A 20,386-nucleotide genomic window follows, 5' to 3' on the forward strand; every position below is an offset into this window, starting at 1 on the left:
ATGCATATGACCTATGAATGCGCTGAATTTGAAAGAATTACGCGTTTAAATGATATAGAAGCTTATGAAAAACTCTGCGATCAGACTCGACTTGTAGTATCTATCCTAGAGCAATGTTCTTAGTATATTCGAGAATCTTTTTGTTAAATATTAAATGTAGTGACATGCTTTTCAATTATTAGTAGTAGTTTGACTGGGCTACTTATATAAGCACATGACAAAAACTCAAAGCCTAAGCGATTTGTAAATAAAAATATCTACCATAAGAATTAAGTGATTAATTCATTGAAATATTTGACATTTTAAAGTTTGTGTGATAGGAAGGCTTTAATAGAAATATCCAACTATTGTAAGTTATACGATAGTTGGTTTTTTTAGTAAGGAGTGCGGATAATAATTTTGACTAATTTATATTTGTCCTAAGCTTTGTCTGTATTCATAAGGGATAAGATAATGTAATGATTGCTTGATTCTTTTTGTATTGTACCGCGTGAAAAGTTAATCGAGAACATTGATTAATCTATCAATGCTGACCTTCTGTTAATTCTTTTTATAAAAAATCACGTTTTTCAGCCTCCCCAAAATCGTTTACGACCGCTTTATTCTAAAATGCTCCTTTCTTAAAAAAAGCTTCTTGTGTATCAAAATTTTTCTACTCATTCTGTCCAACTCGGCTAACTGTAATATACTTCTCATTCATCCTGGATTATTGTTTTTTCTTAATTTTTCAGTGTCATTCAATTGAAGTCGGTTTTACAGTATTTCTTGGAGTCATTATTTTTCATAAACATTGGATAAAAGTTAATAAGCCTCTAGACAAGATGTTTTTTCAATTTAACAAATAAAAAATCCAATTATATGAAAAAACTATTCAATTATATGATTATAATTGATATAATTTTATTGTCGAAAGGAAAATCAATATGCAAGTAAGTTATAATAATTTATTCAAAAAAATAATTGATAAAGGTTTGAAAAAGACGGAATTTGCAAAAGAAGCTGGAATTTCTCCTGGGACTTTAGCAAAGTTGTCAAAAAATGAGACTATTTCGATGGAAAATTTATTAAAGATTTATAAGTTTTTAGGTTGTAATAGTTTTGATGAAATCATAGAAGTTGTTGATTGATTTTCTTTTTTGAGCTGAGGCTCATTTCGGTATGGAATCATGATCTATCGTTTGATAGTGTTCAAGGCAAAGCTTAGATTCCAAAAAAATAAGTGAGAAGTGTAAACTAGGAGGACTTTATGAACAAAACAATATGTGAATTATTTGCCGGTGTAGGAGGATTTAGATTAGGTTTTGAAAGAGCCGATTCTGGATGGAAAACTACATGGTTTTCACAATGGGAACCAGGGGCGAGAACACAATGGGCAAATCAGTGCTATGTGCAACATTTTGGAGATTCACCAGATATAAATGGGGAATTTCATACTTGTGAAGATATTTCTACTGTAGATAAAAATGCTATTCCAGATCATACCCTTTTGGTTGGTGGATTTCCTTGCCAAGATTATTCAGTAGCTCAATCGTTATCTAGTTCAAAAGGTATCGAAGGAAAAAAAGGAGTTCTATGGTGGCAAATTAGAGATACCATCGAAGCAAAGAGACCTGCATTTTGCATTTTTGAAAATGTTGATAGATTATTAAAATCTCCAGCAAAACAACGTGGGAGAGATTTTGGTATCATCTTAAGTTGTTTGAATACCTTAGGATATTCTGCTGAGTGGAGAGTGATAAATGCTGCTGAATATGGTGCGGCACAACGCAGAAGAAGAGTATTTATCTTTGCATATAGAAATGATACGGTTTATGCTGATTCAGTAAAAGAAATGGACGAATTATCACTGATCAATTCAGATGGATTCATGGCGAAATCATTTCCAATCGAACAAGTGGAGAATTGTTTTGAAGGAACTTTGATGAATGATCTATTAGAAATGACAGATAAATTTTCATTTGATTTTAAATCAGCTGGATTAATGAGAAATGGAAAAATATATACAAATAATGTCGTTCCGGTAATGGAGACACCTATACTATTGGGAGATATCTTACAGTCTAATGTTGACGAAAGTTTTTATATAACAAACGAAAAAATGAGCAAATGGACTTATTTGAAAGGTGCGAAAAAAATAAATCGTGTATCTAAGACAGGGCATGAGTATGTCTTTTCAGAGGGGCCTATTGCTTTTCCGGATTCATGGGATAAACCAGGTAGAACCATGCTTACTAGCGAATCTACTTTGAATAGAAGCACACATGTCGTTTCAGATCCTGGAACAGGAAGATTGAGAACATTGACTCCAATCGAAGCAGAACGTTTGCAAGGTTTCGATGACGATTGGACTAATAGTGGAATGCCTAATAGGATGAGATTCTTTTGCATGGGGAATGCATTGGTAGTACCAATGATCACAAGAATGGCAAAAGTTTTGGATAAAATAATCGATAAAGAACAATGATCTTATGTTTTAGGCATAAGATTTTTGTGCATATAGGGAAAGAGGGTGATAGATATGAAGTTATTTGATTATGATGATACAGATATCAATAGTATTTATTCATATGCAAAAAAATTGGAAGGAATGACCTTTCATGAGGTATTGGAAGAATATGAAAAAAGTCCAATAAAAAGTTATGGAGGGAATTTATATGATGCATATGCCAATTTTGAAAATATGGTAGTAAGAGAAAAAACAGTAGAATATGGTTTTGGAGCATCTTTGAATGACAAAGCGAAAGGTCAATTGGGTAATTTTATAGAAAAATACTATTTTGGTTATGATCCAAATGGTAATCAAGAAGCGGATTTTAATAAGATAGGATTAGAATTAAAACAAACACCTATTGATAAGACGAAAAAAGGTGAATATCGAGCAGGAGAAAGACTGTCCATAACAAATATTTCTTACAATGAACCTGTAGAAGAAGATTTCTATAAAAGTCATGTATGGGAAAAAATTAAATGTATCCTTTTGATTCATTATTTGAGGGACAAGTCCATAGAACGTTTGGATTATGTCATTAAATTTGTAAATTTATTTAGTCCGCCTAAGGATGATCTTAAGATAATCATCGATGACTATAATCAGATCAATGAAAAAATCAAACAAGGAAAAGCTCATGAATTAAGCGAAGGAGATACGATGTATCTGGGAGCTTGTACGAAAGGCGCAACTGCCAAAAAAAGCATGCGACCACAATATTATGGTGATCATACTTTAGCTAAGAAAAGAAATTATTGTTTCAAAGTATCTTACATGAATTATGTTTTGAAAAATTATATCCTTCAAAACAATGTGCCGTGTGAATCAATAATAAAAGAAGACATCAAAACAAATTTCCAAGAGCATGTTGTATCTTTGATAAATAAGCACATTGGCATGACAGATAAAGAATTATGTGAAATGTATGATTGCCCTTATAACAATAACAAAGCACAATGGAATGATCTTACATTCCGAATGTTAGGAATCAAAGGTAATCATGCTGCAGAATTTCAAAAAGCAAATATCGTGGTCAAGACCATACGAATAGAAGAAAATGGAAAGAATAGAGAAAATATGTCTTTTGCACCATTTAAATTTAAAGAACTTGTACAAGAAGAATGGGAAGATTCGACAGTATTCAATTATTTTGATTTAACGCAATTCTTATTTGTAGTTTTCAAAAGAGTTAATGATGTTTATGTACTACAGAAAGCAAAATTATGGCACATGCCTTACTATGATTTGAATGAGATTGTGAAAAGTGAATGGCAAAATTATAAAAATATAATCAAAAATGGAGTGATTTTCAAAAAGGTTAAAAATCTAGATGGTGAATTAGAAGTTAAGAATAACTTACCTGGAATGAAAGATACTGAAATCATACATATACGTCCTCATGCCCAGAAATCCGCTTATAAGTTAAATGATGGATTTTTAAAAGGCAATGTTGAAAGAGATGCAGATGAATTGCCAAATGGAGAGTGGATGACAAAACAGAGTTTTTGGTTGAACAAGCAATATATATTAAAACAATTAAAGTAAGGTGATGTATGTGAAGCATCAAAATTTAAAAACTACTCCGGAAGTTTCAAAGCGTATGAAGGCGTTGAGCCATAAAAAAAGTAAGGTTGAATCTGTGCTTGCAAAAGCTTTATGGCATAAAGGGTATCGTTATCGATTGAATTATAAAAAATTACCTGGGACACCTGATATAGCATTACCAAAATATAAGATAGCAATATTTGTTGACGGCGAATTTTGGCACGGGAAAGATTTCGAAAAAACGAAAGATAAACTTAAGAACAATAAAGATTATTGGATTGAAAAGATTGAGGAGAACATTCAAAGAGATCTAAGAAATGACAATTTACTTCATCAAATGGGTTGGACACCATTACACTTTTGGAGTAATGATGTAAAAAGATATTTACCATACTGTATAGATGAGATAGAAGAAAACATTTATGAAATATATATCAGAGAATAGACTGTATTAAATGACTATTGTTTAATTGAGATTTATTAGTATATTTTTACGGTATGGACTCCTAAAATTTCAAAATAGATTTATATTCTATATGATGAAATGAAAATTAATGATAAAAACTATTTTTTTGATTTCAAGATAAATAGATGGCAATACAATAAGGGGTTTGTGAAATTATGTAAGAATTTAATAATGTGTATTGTTAATTAATAAAATGAAACTATGAAAAATAGTAGCAATAGATTTGTTGTATCTAAATTACTAGAGATAAAAAGGAGAATGCTTATGGCTAATAAAACAGAAAGAATAGGGATTAATCATGTTGGAGAGATTGCGGAACGAAACCAATGGATGTTTCGTGAGCAACCGATAAATGATATAGGTATTGATGCTCATATGGAGCTAACAGAACCAACAGGAAAGTCAAAACAGCTTCTCGCTTTACAAATAAAATCAGGAATAAGTTGGTTTAAAGAAAAAAAAGATAATTATATTATATTTCGTGACATAGATGAAAGACAGTATAACTATTGGACTATGAACACTTTACCATGCATAATTGTTCTGTACAATCCAGATGATAATTTATGTATTTGGCAAAAATTAACTGCTGAAAGCATTGAAAGAACCAATAATGGAAAAGGAAAAGGGCTTTTTGTGAAGGTCCCTCTAACTCAAATTTTTTTAGATAATGTATCAAATAATAAACTTATTTCTTTAACGAATTTACCGCATCATATTGCTAATTATAATTTTTTGTTATCTCAAAAAAATTTTATGAAAATTATTCAAGATGGCGGTCAAATAAAACTACACTCAGAAGAATGGATAAATAAGAGCAACGGAAGAGGAAATATGGAATTTATTGTAAATGATGGAAAAAGTATTAAAAAGTATTCGTACCCATATTGGTTTCCATTTACACCTTATGTTGAGGTGTTTTCTCGGTTATTTCCTTGGGCAGATTTTGCAGCAGATGAAGATTTTTTTTATGAATATGATAGACGTCTTTGGAGAGAGTATCATTGTTATTTTGATAAAGAAATTGGAGAATGGTTGGTTGTAGGTGATGAATTTGAGGATTTTCGAAAAAAATTAAATCCGATGAGAAGCATCATTCATTCAGGTGAAGTTGCTGAATATATGTTGGATATTAGTTTAAATGAATTAGGGAAATCATTTTTAAACGTGGATGAATATGTATCACAAATTCAACCTTATACTGATATAAGACCGAAAGGAGAAGAAAATGAAAGAAATAAAACTTAATACAGATGCAGGAAGAACAAAATCTTTCGATGGATATAGTCTGGATCCCACTGAAAAGTATTTAATTGATATTGAAGAAGAGATGGATTTTCAAATGGCGATAGTAAGGGCGTTTCATTTTATGGGGCCACCTCCTGCTATTAAAAATTATTATTCTTGGTTATTCGAAAATGGCTTTGATACTGAATCTCCAAATCCTACAAATGCAGTTGTAGCTAGATATTATGGTGTTAAAGCTCTTTGGAAAACAGATTTTTCACAAGGAATTGTTGTAAAAGCAAAAAATGAGAGTGATTATTTCATAGTTATGGAATGTAGTAATAAAAATAAAGGTTATAAGTATACACAAATCATTTTAACTATAGGAGGATGTTACTAAAGTGATGACATATATTGAAAATTTCATAAAATATGAAGGAATTATAGTCTTTGCTCATGGAAACAATAAATTATGAGAAAGTGTAATTTGAAATAGAGGTGATTTGATGGTATTTATTCATCATCCAAATATAAGATATAAAGGGATTTCAACGAATTATTCACCAACTATAATGCTTTTACGTTGCACAATAAGGAAATATGCCGATGCATTTGTTGAAAAAGGATTGATTAGATTTGGGACTCCAAAGGAATGGCGAAAAATAGATAAAGATGGTCAAGGCGATCAATTAGAGGGCTGCTATTCTGCTGTAGAAAACATAGATGGAGCTGAAGCATTTTTTTTATCACTGAGAGCTAATTCGTTTTGTGAATATATTGAAGAAGTCAATAAGTTCTGTTTTTTTGACGATGAAATTTTAAATTTGCGTTCTTTTTGTTTGTATGGATTAAGTAAATCCTTATTTTCAGAAGAATATACAGATCATTTTTTAAATAATCTAAAAAAAGGCGTGATACCTAAAAGTTATTTTCAAGATTTTACTGAAGTCACTAAAGAGGAGTATGATTCTCTTGATGATGAAGAAAAACCTGTTGTTATTTTTATATACAAGCCTAAAGAATTTTTTGAAAGAATTAGAAAGTCATTGCGTTCTCAAGGAGTATATAATCATGAAATAATCATTAATCCGGTTCATTATGTAGATAGAAGTAAAAATTGGATGTTAGCAGAACAAGCTCCAAAAGAATTATTTTTTAAACAACTTAGATTTGAACATCAGAGTGAAGTCCGAGTTGTAATAAATACACAAAGAAAAGAGATTTTAGATGAGTTTGATAAAAATAATGGATTAATCAATATAGGAGATTTATCAGATATTTGCTCTGTTTCTGATTATTACTTTAAGGAGATGAATATTTCTTTAGGAGAGAGAAGTTTACTTTTTGATTTGCCAAAACCAATTGTTTCTAAAGTTACATTTGATGAAGCGATATCTATTTTATTACAATATTTATGTGATGAAGTACCTGAGTCTCCTTTATCGATAGATGCTATTAATGATAAGTTAAAGGAGTTCTCTAAATTGTTTGATGAATCATTTAATTGTGATTACACTCCTAAGCAACTATTTCTTTATAATCGAAATAATAATCAGACTTATGATTTTTCAAAAAATGTTGAATCAAGACTAATTAAACATAGCAAATATTACTATGAAAAGCACAATTATCAGGAATTTTTTAAAGCTAATAAATTGATAACTATATATATACCGACTGCATCATATGCTTGGTGGAATATAGGGGTTTATTATTTTATTGAAAAGGAATATCAGAAAATGTTTGATTACTTTGATAGAGCAATTGAACTAGATCCACACAACAAAAAGTATAAATCAGAGTATTCTGACATGCTTAAAATATATAAATAGTGCATCATTGATATTATTTAAAATCATATATGATATAAGAAAATGTATTTTAAAATACGGTTAGTTTAATTTGGAAATTTACAAGAGTTCTTTTTAAAAAACTTAATTTGGAATAATATGATTAAAAATTATTGAGCACCGTATTCGAGAATAGATGTTACGTAAGAATGTCTCAGATATATAATTTGGTTTAAAATAATGAATAATTTAGTAGCTTAACTTATATTTATATGATTAGCGAAAAAAGAAAGGAAAAATAGAAGGGAACATTATGATTATATCTGAATTAAAAATATATAATTTCCGTAGATTTAAATCTAAAGATGGTCTTCCAGGATTGCATATTACTTTTCATAAAGGATTAAATGCTTTGATAGGAGAAAATGATTCAGGGAAAACTGCAGTAATTGATGCACTCAAGCTAGTTTTGTTAACTCAAAGTAATGAATATATTAGGCCTATGGATGATGATTTTTATAAGTCTACCCATGGAGAGGAGTGTAGCGAATTTAAAATTGATTGTAGAATTACGAATTTTACTCAAAATGAAGCAAAAAACTTTATCGAGTATTTAAAATTTGAAAAGAATGGCGAAAAAGTGGAATACATACTTGAACTTCATTATCGTGCATGGAAAGAAGGCCATAAAATATTTCAGGAATTACGGGTAGGGGATGTAGATGACAGTGTTTCAATTGATGGAAAAGCAAGAGATTTGTTGAAAGCGGTCTACTTAAAACCACTTAGGGACGCTAAACGTGAAATGAGTTCTGGACGAGGTTCCAGAATTTCACAAATACTTCTTAGCCACCCCGTTTTCAAAGGCAAAAAAGAACATGCTATCAAAGATATTTTTCAAGAAGCGAATACGCAGATAGAGGAATATTTCACGAATGATCCTGAGGGAAAGTGTATTCTTCAAACAATCTGTAATAATTTAGAATTGTTTAATGACAGAGGACAAGCCAGTAACGCAGAGTTTAAGACATCAGATATTCAATTAAAGTCTATACTTGAATCTCTGTCCTTGAATGCTCCAGAGATAAATCCAGGTTTGGGAGAATTAAATCTGTTATTTATTGCAGCAGAACTATTACTGCTTAAGGATGATAACGATGGTGGCATGAAATTGGCTCTTATTGAGGAATTGGAAGCACATCTTCATCCACAGGCTCAACTTCGATTAATCAATTATCTTCAAAACGAATATAACGAGAATGATGTTCAGATTATTATATCTACACATAGTCCAATACTTGCTTCAAAAATCAATCTTAAAAATTTGATATTAATGAAAGATGGTGCTGGTTATGATTTGGCTGAGGGAAAAACAGGGCTTCAAAAAGGGGATTATTTGTTTCTTCAGCGTTTTCTCGATTCAACAAAAGCTAACTTATTTTTTGCTAAGGGCATTATAATGGTAGAAGGTGACGCTGAGAATATACTTATTCCTGTAATTGCTGATATTTTAGGTTATCCGTTAGAAAAATACGGAATATCCATTGTAAATGTTGGAAGTACTGCATTCCTTAGATACAGTAGGATTATGGTAAGAGAAGATGGACAAACAATTAATATTCCAGTTTCTGTGATTACAGATTGTGATGTAAAACCATATGATGTTGACCCAGTAACAAAGAGAAAAACGTTCAATGAAAAAATAATTGAATCTGAGCAAAACGAAAAAGAGAAAAATGAAAAATACACCGAAGGATCAGTCCACGGATTTACTTCACCTAGATGGACGTTGGAATATTGTATTGCTATGAGTAGTCTTTCAGAAGACTTCCATAAAGCGGTTCATTACGGAAAGAAAATTTTGAATGCACGAGAACACATTTCACTTACTGATAAAAAAATCACTGAAGCAAACAAAATAGTTGAAGAAGAAAAAAAGCAGTGGCATGATTTATCTCAGGCAGAAAAAGCATATAAAATTTACAATTTAATGCTCAATGGGGATGGGAAAAGTAGCTTAAAAGCAATCGTTTCTCAATGTTTAGCATCAATCTTGCGTTGGAGAATATCTGTTATTCCAAGCGAACTATCGCAAGAGAAGATGATTGATCTTGATTTGTATAGTTTAAAGAAAGATGAGGAAAAGAGATTAGAGTTGAAAACTAAAATTGAAGAAGATCAATTCTTAAGCTATATTGTGAAAGCTATCAAATATGCTGCAGGAGAAAGAGATTAAAAAGGAGAATTCTACTATGGAATTGGAAATTTCTGATCAAGATATTGAATCAATTGAGAATCTTCTTTTGCCAGAAGGAGCACACTTTCAAGAAGATGCAAGAAATGTTATTCGTTGTTGGCATTCCACCGATATATCTGCTTGCCCGGGAAGTGGTAAAACAACTGTCCTTCTTGCAAAATTGAAACTATTGAGTGATCGGATGCCATTTGAAAAAGGTGCAGGAATTTGTGTTCTATCTCACACTAATGTTGCTGTAGAGGAAATAAAAAAACGTCTATCAAGTTATGCTGATAAACTTTTTAGCTATCCAAATTATATCGGAACGATTCAATCATTTGTTGATAAATTTGTTACTATGCCATATTTGAGAAATATTTCTGGTCGTAATGTACAAGTGGTTGACAATCATACTTATGCGCAGCATATGCTAGACAGGATGCAAAACATTAAGAAGTATAATGCTCTTGATTATTTAATAAAGAATAGATTTAAAACTGGTGGTCAATTTAATAATCTACTCGAATATATTCAGGAACTTTATATACGTGATGATGGAGCTCTTTGTGTAGGTAAGCAAAAAAATGCGTTAGCTCTTGGAGGTAAACCTTCTACTAAACAGTACAAAGACTTAATTATTGATCTTTTAAAATACGAAGGTATAATACGATACAAAGATGCATATTTATATGCTAATCAGGCTGTAAGTGTTCTATCTGAAACGTATCAAGATTTATTTTCATTACGTTTCCAGTATGTCTTTATTGATGAATATCAAGATTGTGATATTATTCAACGACAAGTCATCTCTGCAATATTTAACCCACAAAAATGTACATTAATCAAAATAGGAGATCCAGATCAAGCTATTTATAATTCTTCAAAAGTCAAAGTGTCAGATTGGGTGCCACAGGACGGTTTTTTGCCGATACAAACTTCTTGTAGATATAGCCAGGAAATTGCAGATGTGATATGTAAATTAAAGAAATCCGATGAAACTATCATTACATCTGTAGGCAATACAGGATTAAAGCCAATATTACTTGTCTTTGATCCTGATAAAATTGACAGAGTAATTAGCGAATTCATAGGTGTTTTAGAGAGCCATGGTCTTTATGATAATAAAGCTATATATAAAGCTATTGGTGCTATTAGAAATAAAGACTCCCCAGGACTTAAAATAGGAAGCTATTGGACAGAATTTGATAGTTCCGTTAAAAATCAAGCAAAACACAAGTATTGGAAATTAATAGATGATATTGCTACAAATTTATTAGAGGGTAATTTGTATAAAGTAGAATATACTGTTCGTGAAATTTTATGTTGCATATTTCATTATATAAAAATTAAATCTCCAAGTTCAGGCAGAGAATATTCTGTGTATACAATAAGAAGAAAGCTTACTAATGAATATAGAGAAGAATATAGCCAGTGGATTTATGAATTGTCTAGGATTCAGAATTTTGATAGGGAGAATATTGACTCTCTGATGCGTCAAAATATAAATAAAATTTTGAAAGTTAAGAATCCAGATATAGATGATTTTTTTGCTTTGCTACCAGAGGCTTTTCTTGATGAAAATGCCGCTGGAAATCAGGTGCAAAAGTCGGAAAAAAACATATATATTGATCCAATAAGAGGACGTAGAATAGAATTTGATACTATTCATGGAGTAAAAGGTGAAACACATGATGCAACTCTTTATCTTGAAACCGACAGACAAGGATCATCTGACTTAAATAGAATTCTTCCATATTTTGGTGTAGGCAAATGCGGTGGTTCGGAGTTGTTTGAGTATAGTCGAAAGCTTGCTTATGTTGGCATGAGTAGAGCAAAGAAACTGTTATGTGTTGCAATGCAAGCTAAAACTTATGAAAAAAGTCAAGAAGTATTCAAGGATGATTGGGAAATTATTGATTTGAGAAAATAAGTATTTGTTCGTGTTAAAGCATAGCATAATTATGTGATACGGAATGATTTACAAAATAGAAATTTTGAAGGTAGCTGAATGACAAATAACTTTGAAGGCATGTATACTTGATACCATTGTGCTACCAAAATATAAATATATGTATAATAGGTTGAATAAGATACATAAAATTAGAGTTTTTCTTGATATATATGTTAACAAATATGTTCACTATAATCATTTCATTTCGGAGTTCGAATAACATATAAGAGAAAAAGTCGTTTAACGTTTCCAAAATTGAAAAAATGATAAAATTGGTAACGTTAAATGACTTTCTTTTTTTATGCTTTCGACTAAAAAAGTAGTTAGAAGGTATATAATCAAAACTATTTTAAAATTAGAGAAATAATTTATACGCTTAACCTTCAATTTGTTGATATCTGATCCTGGCTGGGATTACAGTGGTTCCATAATGATTGGCCATTTCCTGATAGGATTTGTTTAATACAGGATCTTCATATTTTTTATTGGAATCCACCCCTGTCTTAAGATTGTCCGGCACCAGCAGTCTGGTGACCCCGTCAAAATAACGAAAAGCATTGATATGACAATCGATCCAGTTTTTCGAGTCCATGGAAGGACAAGCCTGCACATAGGAAAACATACTAAACGGAAGAGTGGCCACGAAGAGATAAGCCTTTGTTATTTCTCCGGTATATTGATCGGTTACTTCCATGATCTTGCCATCCCAGTCCACCATCAACCTGTCGCCCGGTTTATGGTTGATATGCATCGTAAGACGATGTTTTTTCACATAATCTGTATACAGCCTGTAGAAATTACTTCTCTGATAGAATGGTTTTCCAATGGACCTGCATTGTTCGACGTATTCATCCCATAACAGTTGAAGAGTGACTCCCGGTTTAAAAAGCTCTTTATGGATCATTTCAAAATCTGGGGATTGATAGACAAGGTTCACTGTATCGTTTCCAAACAGATAGGATTCAATTTGATCCTCATCCATGTTCTGGGCCTTTTCCCAATGCAGCTGTTTCTGGTCTGCCAATGAAAATATCCGACTGACTGTATTCCTGGATATTTTCAGAGAATCTGCAATAAAGCGTTGGCTCTTATTTGAAGCTCTAAACTTCAGGATTTTCTTTAAATCTCGCATATAAAACACCTCCAATTTTCCAAGATATTAAAGAATGCGATAACGATCGCATACATATCTTAAGAAATTAGAGGATAGAAAAAAACCAGGCTACCGCCGCCTTGAGAGATTGGCTCTCAAATCGGATTGTCTGGCTCTGTGATTTGGATTAAGTGGTTCTTCAGATTGGAATATGCGGCTCTATTTTGTTGGATTAGGTGGCTCTGCCACTTTGGAATATTCATTGAACAAATAATATTTTTCTTTCTGTTTGAGAAATATTACGAGCATTATGTATAAATCCAACTAACCTCATAATGTTCAAAATATTTGTTGAAAATGTTAAAAATTTTTATAGTTTCGTATAAATGTCGAGATTGATAAAAATTTATAATGATTTTTAGGTTATGTAGATTTAGTTTTTAGTATGTATTGAAGTCTCTAAATCACTCATATGTTATTTTTGAAGAAAGTATAATAAATAGGAATGGCTGAATATAATGAACTGAACTATAATAAAAAAGTAGAACTTATCATAACTGAAAAGGTAAAAGTGATATAAGTTTGGGAATGAGGTGTGTTTAATGCCAAATATTACCGATATAAAAAGAAGAATACTAGCATTGGCTCCAGCTCCGTTTCAAGAATTTTGTGATACATTAATATCTAAGCAAGGGTACGGTGCAATACATGGCTTTGGCATGAAATCAGGTACAGGGAATACTACAAAAGGTAATCCAGATACATACTTTCGAAAACAGAATGGTAAATATGTATTTGTAGTGTATACAATTCAGCAGGAATCAATTTGTTCTAAGATCAAAGAGGATATTGATAAATGTTTAGATTTCTCTAAGACTGGATTACACGTAGAAGATATTGAGGAAATAATATGTTGCCATACTTCATCAAATTTAAGTGCTGGAAACGACAAGTATCTTCATGATTATTGTGAATCTAAAGGAATCTTATTAACAATTTGGGGAATTGATGAACTTGCTAATCTGGTGCACAATCGTTATCGTTCTTTGGGAAAAGATTTTTTAGGATTAAGCATTAGCACAAATCAAATTCTTTCAGTTGATGAATTTATTGTTCAGTATGATGCAAATGATATGACTGCACCATTAAATACGATTTTTCAATATAGAGAAAAAGAAAAGAAAGAAATTAATGATGCTTTAAAGAAGAGTTCAATTGTAGTTGTCACTGGTAAAGCAGGGGCAGGGAAAACCAGGCTTGTTTTAGAAGTAGCTCGTGATGTGTCTTTAAATGCTGGATATAATTTATTGTGCGTGAAGAATCATAATTTGGGGCTTTATGATGATTTAATCTCGGCTACAGAAAAACCAGATAAATATCTTTTCTTTATTGATGATGCAAATGAATTAGCAGGACTAAAGTCAATCCTCGAATATACAACAAAAAGATATCTAGGATATGAAGTAAAAATTATTCTAACAGTTAGAGATTATGCAAAGAACGAGGTTATTTCTTCAGTAAAAGAATACTCTGTTCCGAAAATTATTGAAATTCCTCCTTTTACAGATGAGGAAATTAAAGGTTTTCTTCAAAATAATTTGAAGATTCAGAATGAAGTGTACATTAGACAAATTATACATATTTCTGAGGGAAACCCAAGAATAGCATACATGGCTGGGAGATTAGCTGTTGAAAAACAAAATTTAACATCAATCAAAGACGCTTCTCAATTATATGAAGCGTATTATAAAAAATATGTAGACGGCTCTATAGGTAGGGATGATGCTCTCTGCTTTACTGCAGGTGTTTTATCTATTATAAATGCTGTTTTGTTAAACGATATATCTGCTCTGCGACCGTTATTAGATGATTACGGTATTACTGATAGAGTATTTTTAGATACGATACGATACCTTTTTAAATTGGAAGTAGTTGAAATTCAGTTTAATCAAGTTGCAATGTTTTCTGATCAATGTTTGTCGAACTATATGCTATATTATGTGTTTTTATCGGTAAAAATAGTTTCTTTTTCTAAAGTTTTAGAAATAGGTTACAAGCACTTTCGTAATGGTGTCATTAGAAGTATCAATACAATTCTTAGTTTATTTAAATCTGATGAAACTAAAGCATATTGTGAGCAAGAAATCCTAAAAGTATGGGATAATTTTGATACATCTCAGGATGAATGTTATGAGGATTTCGTAAAAGATTTTCATGTTTTTAGACCAGAAAAGGCTTTCCTCTTGGCGCAGAGAAGTATAGATGCTATTAATTCAGAAGAATTTGCTGTTACGACTGTAGATTTTTCTGCAAATGTTTATACAAAGGATGAATCAGTATTAGCATATTTAACGGGATATCAGCATAGTGAATATCTAGAATATGTAATAGATATACTTTTTAAATATTGTTCTAAAAATGTCAAAACTTTAGTTTCAGGATATAAATGGTTAGAAAATTCTTACGGAGTGGGTGTTTTTTCATATAAGTATAGATATCAAGGACAAAAGATGATTTCAGAGTATATATATAATTCAGTTTTAAAAGGAAACGTTATAGCAGAAGGGGTGGGGTTTCAATGGTCTAAGTATTCATTGGGCTTTAAATTTCTCCCAATTGAAATGGGTAGGGATGATAAATTAATTATGTATAATTTGGAGATAAAGCAATCGGAAGGTTTGGTTGAGTATCGTGAAGTTTGTTGGAAAATTTTAATAAACCTTGCCTCAAAACCTGCTTGGAACAATGCTTTATTATCACTTTTAGAATCATATGTAATTGATCTTTATGATAAACCCGATTATGAAATAGTATCCAGTGAAGTTAAATATATTGAGGAATTATTAACTATATTGAAATGTAATCGAATAAGTTATTTAAAAGTCATTCAAAGATTATTATTGAATGGTGACAAAATGAATGTGAAGTATAATAAAAAATGGGATAAATTATTGCAAGGGAAAGAATGGGAGTTATATCAAACTCTGCGTGTCGATTATGAGTTAGCAGGATTAAATTATGAAGATTACCAGTGCGTGAGAACAAAGTCGATATCAGAATACGGGCAGAGTATTTCGGTTTCTGATATTCCTAGTTTGGTTCAGAGTATGAATTCTATTTTGTCTGACACATTACTAAGAAAAGATTCATATGATTCATATAATATTGTTGAAGGATTTGAAATGCTGGTTCAACACTTTGATGTAGAACATTTACAAGAACTTATGAGAGCTTTTGTTCAATTTGGGAAAAATATTTCAATGCATCCAGAAATAGTTTTGGAGAAATTAAATAAAAATATGAACTCTATGCAATTATTATCATTTATAAATCAATCTGATTTTCCTCAGAAATATGAATGGTTATTTGGTTTCTTTAATACTTTACCAGACACCAAAGTTACATCAGAAATATTAAATGAATTTTTGGCTTTTTTAAGGAATGATTCTGATAAGAATATTCATTTAGCTTCTTATAGATCTCTAAGAGTTTTAGATAAGTTTTTACATATAAATCAAAATATTTATCCAGTTTCTTGTGCCATTCTTTTTAAAAAGCGAAATTGTAGTCCTTTTGTAGTGAATTTGTATTTTTGTTTGTTATTTAACGAATCGATTTATTTACCCAAAGAGTTGTTACATTTATTTCAAAGCGATATTAATCTTCTGCAAGAAATATATTTTTATATGTTAAAACAAAATGAAACTCATGATTTAAATGGAACTTTTTTGCTAGAATTTTTGTCATTAGGAGAAAGTTGGATTCAAAAATATTCTGAACTTTTTTGGAAAAATGAAATAAAACATGATTTTTATATAAATAATGCTTTATGGAAATCGGAAAAATATAAGGATTACTTTGATTATATGTTTTATAACTTTCCTAAAGATAAGATGTATACGTGGAGAATCAAAGAATCTTTCAGAAATGTGATGACACATGTAGAATCTGATGAGAATATCATAAGACATCAAAAAGAGTGGATAAGAGATTTAATCGAAAAAAATGCATTTTCTAGTAAAATTGTTATTATTTTCAATTTTGTTTGTGAGCTTAATGAAGATATTAGAAAAGAATCAATAAAGATATTCTTAGATAATAATCAAGATTTTGAAATGTTTAATAAATTATCATTACTGCCTACTCATTTGGTATCTAATGGAAATTTTACATCAGTTTATAAAAAACAAATCGATTTTCTAGAATCATTGCTCCCATACCTTCATGGTTTGAAATTTTTAAAACATAAAGACAAAATTAGAACAGAAGTTGAAAAACTTTATAAAATGATACAACAAGAAGAAGTGGAAGAAATTTGTAGAGATTTATATATGTGAATTTGTATTAGGATCTCCTAGAGATGTTTTTCTTAATATACAATCAATTTTTCTATTTTTAAGAAATTAGTATATTTTTCTTGAAATTAGTATATTTTTCTTATTGTTACTAGGTATGTAGTTAGAAAAAAGGAAAATTATTAGACAGGTGATAATAAATGAATCTATCAAAGTCAGAAAAGATAATATTCTCTATTTTGGGAGTTATAGGGATTGGAATAGTTTGTAATAAGGTAATTTATCCAGGCTTTTTAGCTTTAAAAGAAGGTCAAAGTCAAAATGTCGCAAAGGATTTTGTTCAGGAAGATTTTGTACTTCCTTTGCAGGAAGATCTTCAAAAGGCTGAATTTGATGATATTAATGTATCAATTAATACTTTCAAGACAGATATATCATTTGAAAATTTAAGAGAATATGATTTTGATGTTGTGATTTCTTCAAAGAAGATAAAAGAATATGAAGATATTGCAGATAATGAGAAAAAGGCAGAAGAATTATATTCTATTATGGAGAAAATGAGTAATAAATTTGAGGATAGATACTCTGATTATTCTAAGCGAATAGCTATTAATGAAGACATAGATGCTAATATTGAATATACAGGAAATCTTAGTTTAGAGATTCATAATGATGAGCATAAGTATGTTTTTTATAATGGGCCTTGTTTTAATGCTCTTGATATGGATTTAAAGACAATTTATGTCGTACATGAAGAAGATAGTCCAGCTTGTCATTTAAATGATAATACTGATTATTCAAATCAGAAAAAAGATGAGGTATTGGATAATCCGGATGTAGAAGGTCCAACACTTGGAAGTTATACAGATGGATATAATGCCATTGTAGAAGATGAAGAATATGATCTTGATCGTTATCAGGAAGATAGCGAATATCGAAAGGGTGTTGATGATGCCATGGAAGAGTTGGATGAATATTATTGATTCATATCTTGATTAATTATTGAGTAAAACTACGTAATTTGTGTATAAACTTGCAGTTGCAACCACCAGTTGACACATTGAAAGCCTTGATTTATGGTGGGCAACCGTGCTGAATGTTAAAATCAGAGCGAAAGTTGAAACACAAGGAGGACATAATATGATATTTGCTGATAAATTAATTCGATTGCGAAAGAAGGCTGGATGGTCTCAAGAAGAATTAGCTTCCCAAATGAATGTATCCCGACAATCTGTATCTAAATGGGAAGGTGCGCAATCGGTTCCAGATTTAGATAAGATCGTTCGCTTATCTAAGTTGTTTGGAGTGAGTACAGATTATTTACTAAAAGATGAAATCGAAGACGCGGATGTCATTGTTAGTGAAGAAAATGATTTTGGTAGACGAGTAACATTGGAAGAAGCTAATCGTTTTATTGAAGTGAAGATAGAAACTTCAAAGATGATTGCCAATGGAGTCTTTTTATGCATTATTTCTCCGATTTGTCTATTAATACTAGGTGCTTTAAGTGAAACAAAGTCTTTTGGCATCAGCGAAAATGTGGCAGGAGCTGTGGGGTTGATCATATTGATGATTCTTGTTGCAATTGCAGTAGCTATCTTTATTTACAGTCATTCAAAAACGGCTCGATATGAATATTTAGAAGAAGAAATCTTTGATACAGAATATGGTGTCATCAGTCTGGTAAATGAACGAAAAGAGAAATTTCAAAATACATATACTAAGAATAACATCATTGGTGTTTCTTTATGTATCCTGGCCATGGTTCCGTTTTTTACTGGTGTTATGTTTGAAGAAAACAATTTGATCTTGATGGTTTCATTGTTATGTTTAGCTTTATTTATTGTAGGTATAGGCGTTGTTTTGCTTGTTCGTGTCGGTATTATTTGGGAAAGTTTTGCCAAGCTGTTACAGGAAGGAGACTATACAAAAGAAAAGAAGGAAAAGAGTCCGATCATTGGAGTCATCACAACGGTTTATTGGTTATCTGTTACAGCTATCTATCTGGCAATTACATTGCCTACACGAAACTGGCAGGAAGGATGGATCGTTTGGGTCATTGCGGCTGTTTTATTTCCGGGTGTTCTGGCAATCGCAAATGTATTTAAGAAAAACAAATCATGAAAACGATATTTGTTCATGGCTCAGGACAGCGAGCTAACAGTTGGGATAAAGTGCTTTCTGAAATTGAATATAAAAATGAGTGCTTAACACCAGATTTAAGAGATGTTTTAAAAGGGAAGTCGGCTACATATAAAAACCTATATGGAGCATTTAAATCATATTGCGATCAATTTGAAGAGAAGATTAATATTGTTGGTCTTTCTTTAGGAGGAATTTTGGCATTGGAATATACACTGAAAAATCCAGAAAAGGTACAAAAGCTAGTGTTAGTCGCAACACCACATAAGGTGCCTAAACTGGTTTTTACGATACAGAATATAGTTTTAAGATTTTTACCATCTTCACTTTTTGAAGATATGGCATTCATTAAAAAAGATACCCTGGCTTTAGGAAAATCAATGAAAGATCTGAATTTTACTAACAGAGTATCGAAATTAAAAAATGAAACATGTATTGTATGTGGACAAAAAGATAAGACAAATCTAAAATCAGCTTACTATCTTAAAGAGCATATAAAAAGTGCTAAACTAATTATTGTTGAAGGTGCAGGACATGTTCTAAATGAAGAAGTGCCTGAGAAGGTAGCTGGTGTCATTAATGGATTTTTTGAATAAAACCGAATTTCCGCAAAACTTTTTATGCCAAAAAACCGAATTTCCGCAATTCATTTTCTAAATGTATAGACATAAAGAGATAAATGAACAATAAAAAATCATAATATATGAAACTCTACGATCCGTGGGTTCTATAGAATTAAATTATCCAGTATTCTGTACATGTATATAAGGAGGAAGAAACATGGATCAGATAAAGGTTGGTAAGTTTATATCGACAAATAGAAAATTGAAACACATGACACAAAGAGAGTTGGCGGATATTTTAGGAATCAGTGATAAGACAATTTCTAAATGGGAAACAGGAGTTTCCCAAACAAAAGGATATTAAGAAATAACCTGTGTTTACCTGCTTGCAAATTATTGTATTTGGATAAACGAGAAAAAAACTTTTTATTGACAGATATAATATCAGATATTATAATTGTCCGTAATTGAATAACTATCTTCAGGGCAGGGTGTAATTCCCTACCGGTGGTATAGCCCACGAGCCGAAAGGCATGATTTGGTGAAATTCCAAAGCCGACAGTATAGTCTGGATGAAAGAAGATGAAAGT

Annotated in this window: 15 protein-coding genes, 1 pseudogene and 1 riboswitch; of the genes and pseudogenes, 14 read left to right on the forward strand and 2 right to left on the reverse strand. The window is 31.0% G+C overall.

The features are described 5' to 3' along the window. Nucleotides 1-408 precede the first annotated feature (408 nt). A pseudogene (locus tag PND65_RS09650) lies at nucleotides 409-483 on the reverse strand (hypothetical protein); the annotation flags it as partial. Between the two features lie 440 nt (nucleotides 484-923). On the opposite strand from PND65_RS09650, the gene PND65_RS06735 reads away from it, so the two are divergent. The 9 genes from PND65_RS06735 (at nucleotide 924) to PND65_RS06775 (ending at nucleotide 11,682) form a co-directional block, all read left to right on the forward strand. Next, complete coding sequence (locus tag PND65_RS06735) at nucleotides 924-1,127, forward strand: helix-turn-helix domain-containing protein (RefSeq protein ID WP_271991750.1); 204 nt, start codon at nucleotides 924-926, stop codon at nucleotides 1,125-1,127. Between the two features lie 119 nt (nucleotides 1,128-1,246). After that, nucleotides 1,247-2,464, forward strand: a complete 1,218-nt coding sequence (gene dcm / locus PND65_RS06740; RefSeq protein ID WP_195190936.1) for a DNA (cytosine-5-)-methyltransferase — start codon at nucleotides 1,247-1,249, stop codon at nucleotides 2,462-2,464. A gap of 54 nt (nucleotides 2,465-2,518) precedes the next feature. Then, nucleotides 2,519-4,033, forward strand: a complete 1,515-nt coding sequence (locus PND65_RS06745; protein WP_271991752.1) for a Sau3AI family type II restriction endonuclease — start codon at nucleotides 2,519-2,521, stop codon at nucleotides 4,031-4,033. Nucleotides 4,034-4,043: 10 nt separating this feature from the next. Beyond that, nucleotides 4,044-4,478: a very short patch repair endonuclease gene (locus PND65_RS06750; protein WP_271991754.1), complete on the forward strand. Its 435-nt coding sequence runs from the start codon at nucleotides 4,044-4,046 to the stop codon at nucleotides 4,476-4,478. Nucleotides 4,479-4,763: 285 nt separating this feature from the next. Next, a complete protein-coding gene (locus PND65_RS06755) occupies nucleotides 4,764-5,747 on the forward strand; it encodes a DUF4365 domain-containing protein (protein WP_271991757.1) in 984 nt (327 codons plus the stop codon). Further along, the gene (locus tag PND65_RS06760; protein ID WP_271991758.1) at nucleotides 5,728-6,126 is read left to right on the forward strand and encodes a hypothetical protein; all 399 of its coding nucleotides are present in this window, start codon (nucleotides 5,728-5,730) and stop codon (nucleotides 6,124-6,126) included. Before PND65_RS06755 ends, PND65_RS06760 begins: the two co-directional genes overlap by 20 nt. A 106-nt stretch (nucleotides 6,127-6,232) precedes the next feature. Further along, nucleotides 6,233-7,558, forward strand: a complete 1,326-nt coding sequence (locus PND65_RS06765) for a tetratricopeptide repeat protein (protein ID WP_271991760.1) — start codon at nucleotides 6,233-6,235, stop codon at nucleotides 7,556-7,558. A 271-nt stretch (nucleotides 7,559-7,829) separates the two neighbouring features. After that, nucleotides 7,830-9,752 (forward strand): ATP-dependent nuclease, encoded by a 1,923-nt coding sequence (locus PND65_RS06770; RefSeq protein ID WP_271991762.1) that lies wholly within the window; start codon nucleotides 7,830-7,832, stop codon nucleotides 9,750-9,752. A 16-nt stretch (nucleotides 9,753-9,768) separates the two neighbouring features. Beyond that, the gene (locus PND65_RS06775; RefSeq protein WP_271991764.1) at nucleotides 9,769-11,682 is read left to right on the forward strand and encodes a UvrD-helicase domain-containing protein; all 1,914 of its coding nucleotides are present in this window, start codon (nucleotides 9,769-9,771) and stop codon (nucleotides 11,680-11,682) included. A 397-nt stretch (nucleotides 11,683-12,079) separates the two neighbouring features. On the opposite strand, the gene istA is transcribed toward PND65_RS06775, so the two are convergent. Beyond that, the gene (gene istA, locus PND65_RS06780; RefSeq protein WP_271992473.1) at nucleotides 12,080-12,835 is read right to left on the reverse strand and encodes an IS21 family transposase; all 756 of its coding nucleotides are present in this window, start codon (nucleotides 12,833-12,835) and stop codon (nucleotides 12,080-12,082) included. A gap of 563 nt (nucleotides 12,836-13,398) precedes the next feature. On the opposite strand from istA, the gene PND65_RS06785 reads away from it, so the two are divergent. The 5 genes from PND65_RS06785 (at nucleotide 13,399) to PND65_RS06805 (ending at nucleotide 20,160) form a co-directional block, all read left to right on the forward strand. After that, on the forward strand, nucleotides 13,399-17,133 hold the full coding sequence (locus PND65_RS06785; protein ID WP_271991592.1) for a P-loop NTPase: 3,735 nt from the start codon (nucleotides 13,399-13,401) through the stop codon (nucleotides 17,131-17,133). Nucleotides 17,134-17,291: 158 nt separating this feature from the next. Then, a complete protein-coding gene (locus PND65_RS06790) occupies nucleotides 17,292-18,074 on the forward strand; it encodes a hypothetical protein (protein ID WP_271991595.1) in 783 nt (260 codons plus the stop codon). A 157-nt stretch (nucleotides 18,075-18,231) separates the two neighbouring features. After that, nucleotides 18,232-19,215 carry a helix-turn-helix domain-containing protein gene (locus tag PND65_RS06795; RefSeq protein WP_271991597.1) on the forward strand — a complete coding sequence of 328 codons (984 nt, stop codon included), beginning with the start codon at nucleotides 18,232-18,234 and terminating at the stop codon, nucleotides 19,213-19,215. Continuing rightward, entirely contained in the window at nucleotides 19,212-19,829 is a 618-nt protein-coding gene (locus tag PND65_RS06800) for an alpha/beta fold hydrolase (RefSeq protein ID WP_271991599.1), read from the forward strand. The genes PND65_RS06795 and PND65_RS06800 overlap by 4 nt, the downstream gene beginning before the upstream one ends. A gap of 184 nt (nucleotides 19,830-20,013) precedes the next feature. After that, nucleotides 20,014-20,160, forward strand: coding sequence for a helix-turn-helix domain-containing protein (locus PND65_RS06805; RefSeq protein WP_271991601.1), 147 nt, complete (start codon nucleotides 20,014-20,016; stop codon nucleotides 20,158-20,160). Nucleotides 20,161-20,269: 109 nt separating this feature from the next. Further along, a riboswitch (FMN riboswitch) is annotated at nucleotides 20,270-20,384 on the forward strand. The last annotated feature ends 2 nt before the right edge of the window (nucleotides 20,385-20,386 follow it).

The organism is Faecalitalea cylindroides, assembly GCF_028321995.1.
Taxonomy (GTDB): domain Bacteria; phylum Bacillota_I; class Bacilli_A; order Erysipelotrichales; family Erysipelotrichaceae; genus Faecalitalea; species Faecalitalea cylindroides.

Excerpts from the sequence above, each read along its gene's own strand:
- PND65_RS06735 (WP_271991750.1), top strand. The coding sequence starts at position 924 with ATGCAAGTAAGTTATAATAATTTATTCAAAAAAATAATTGATAAAGGT.
- dcm (WP_195190936.1), top strand. The coding sequence starts at position 1,247 with ATGAACAAAACAATATGTGAATTATTTGCCGGTGTAGGAGGATTTAGA.
- PND65_RS06745 (WP_271991752.1), top strand. The coding sequence starts at position 2,519 with ATGAAGTTATTTGATTATGATGATACAGATATCAATAGTATTTATTCA.
- PND65_RS06755 (WP_271991757.1), top strand. The coding sequence starts at position 4,764 with ATGGCTAATAAAACAGAAAGAATAGGGATTAATCATGTTGGAGAGATT.
- PND65_RS06760 (WP_271991758.1), top strand. The coding sequence starts at position 5,728 with ATGAAAGAAATAAAACTTAATACAGATGCAGGAAGAACAAAATCTTTC.
- PND65_RS06765 (WP_271991760.1), top strand. The coding sequence starts at position 6,233 with ATGGTATTTATTCATCATCCAAATATAAGATATAAAGGGATTTCAACG.
- PND65_RS06770 (WP_271991762.1), top strand. The coding sequence starts at position 7,830 with ATGATTATATCTGAATTAAAAATATATAATTTCCGTAGATTTAAATCT.
- PND65_RS06775 (WP_271991764.1), top strand. The coding sequence starts at position 9,769 with ATGGAATTGGAAATTTCTGATCAAGATATTGAATCAATTGAGAATCTT.
- istA (WP_271992473.1), bottom strand. The coding sequence starts at position 12,835 with ATGCGAGATTTAAAGAAAATCCTGAAGTTTAGAGCTTCAAATAAGAGC.
- PND65_RS06785 (WP_271991592.1), top strand. The coding sequence starts at position 13,399 with ATGCCAAATATTACCGATATAAAAAGAAGAATACTAGCATTGGCTCCA.
- PND65_RS06790 (WP_271991595.1), top strand. The coding sequence starts at position 17,292 with ATGAATCTATCAAAGTCAGAAAAGATAATATTCTCTATTTTGGGAGTT.
- PND65_RS06795 (WP_271991597.1), top strand. The coding sequence starts at position 18,232 with ATGATATTTGCTGATAAATTAATTCGATTGCGAAAGAAGGCTGGATGG.
- PND65_RS06800 (WP_271991599.1), top strand. The coding sequence starts at position 19,212 with ATGAAAACGATATTTGTTCATGGCTCAGGACAGCGAGCTAACAGTTGG.
- PND65_RS06805 (WP_271991601.1), top strand. The coding sequence starts at position 20,014 with ATGGATCAGATAAAGGTTGGTAAGTTTATATCGACAAATAGAAAATTG.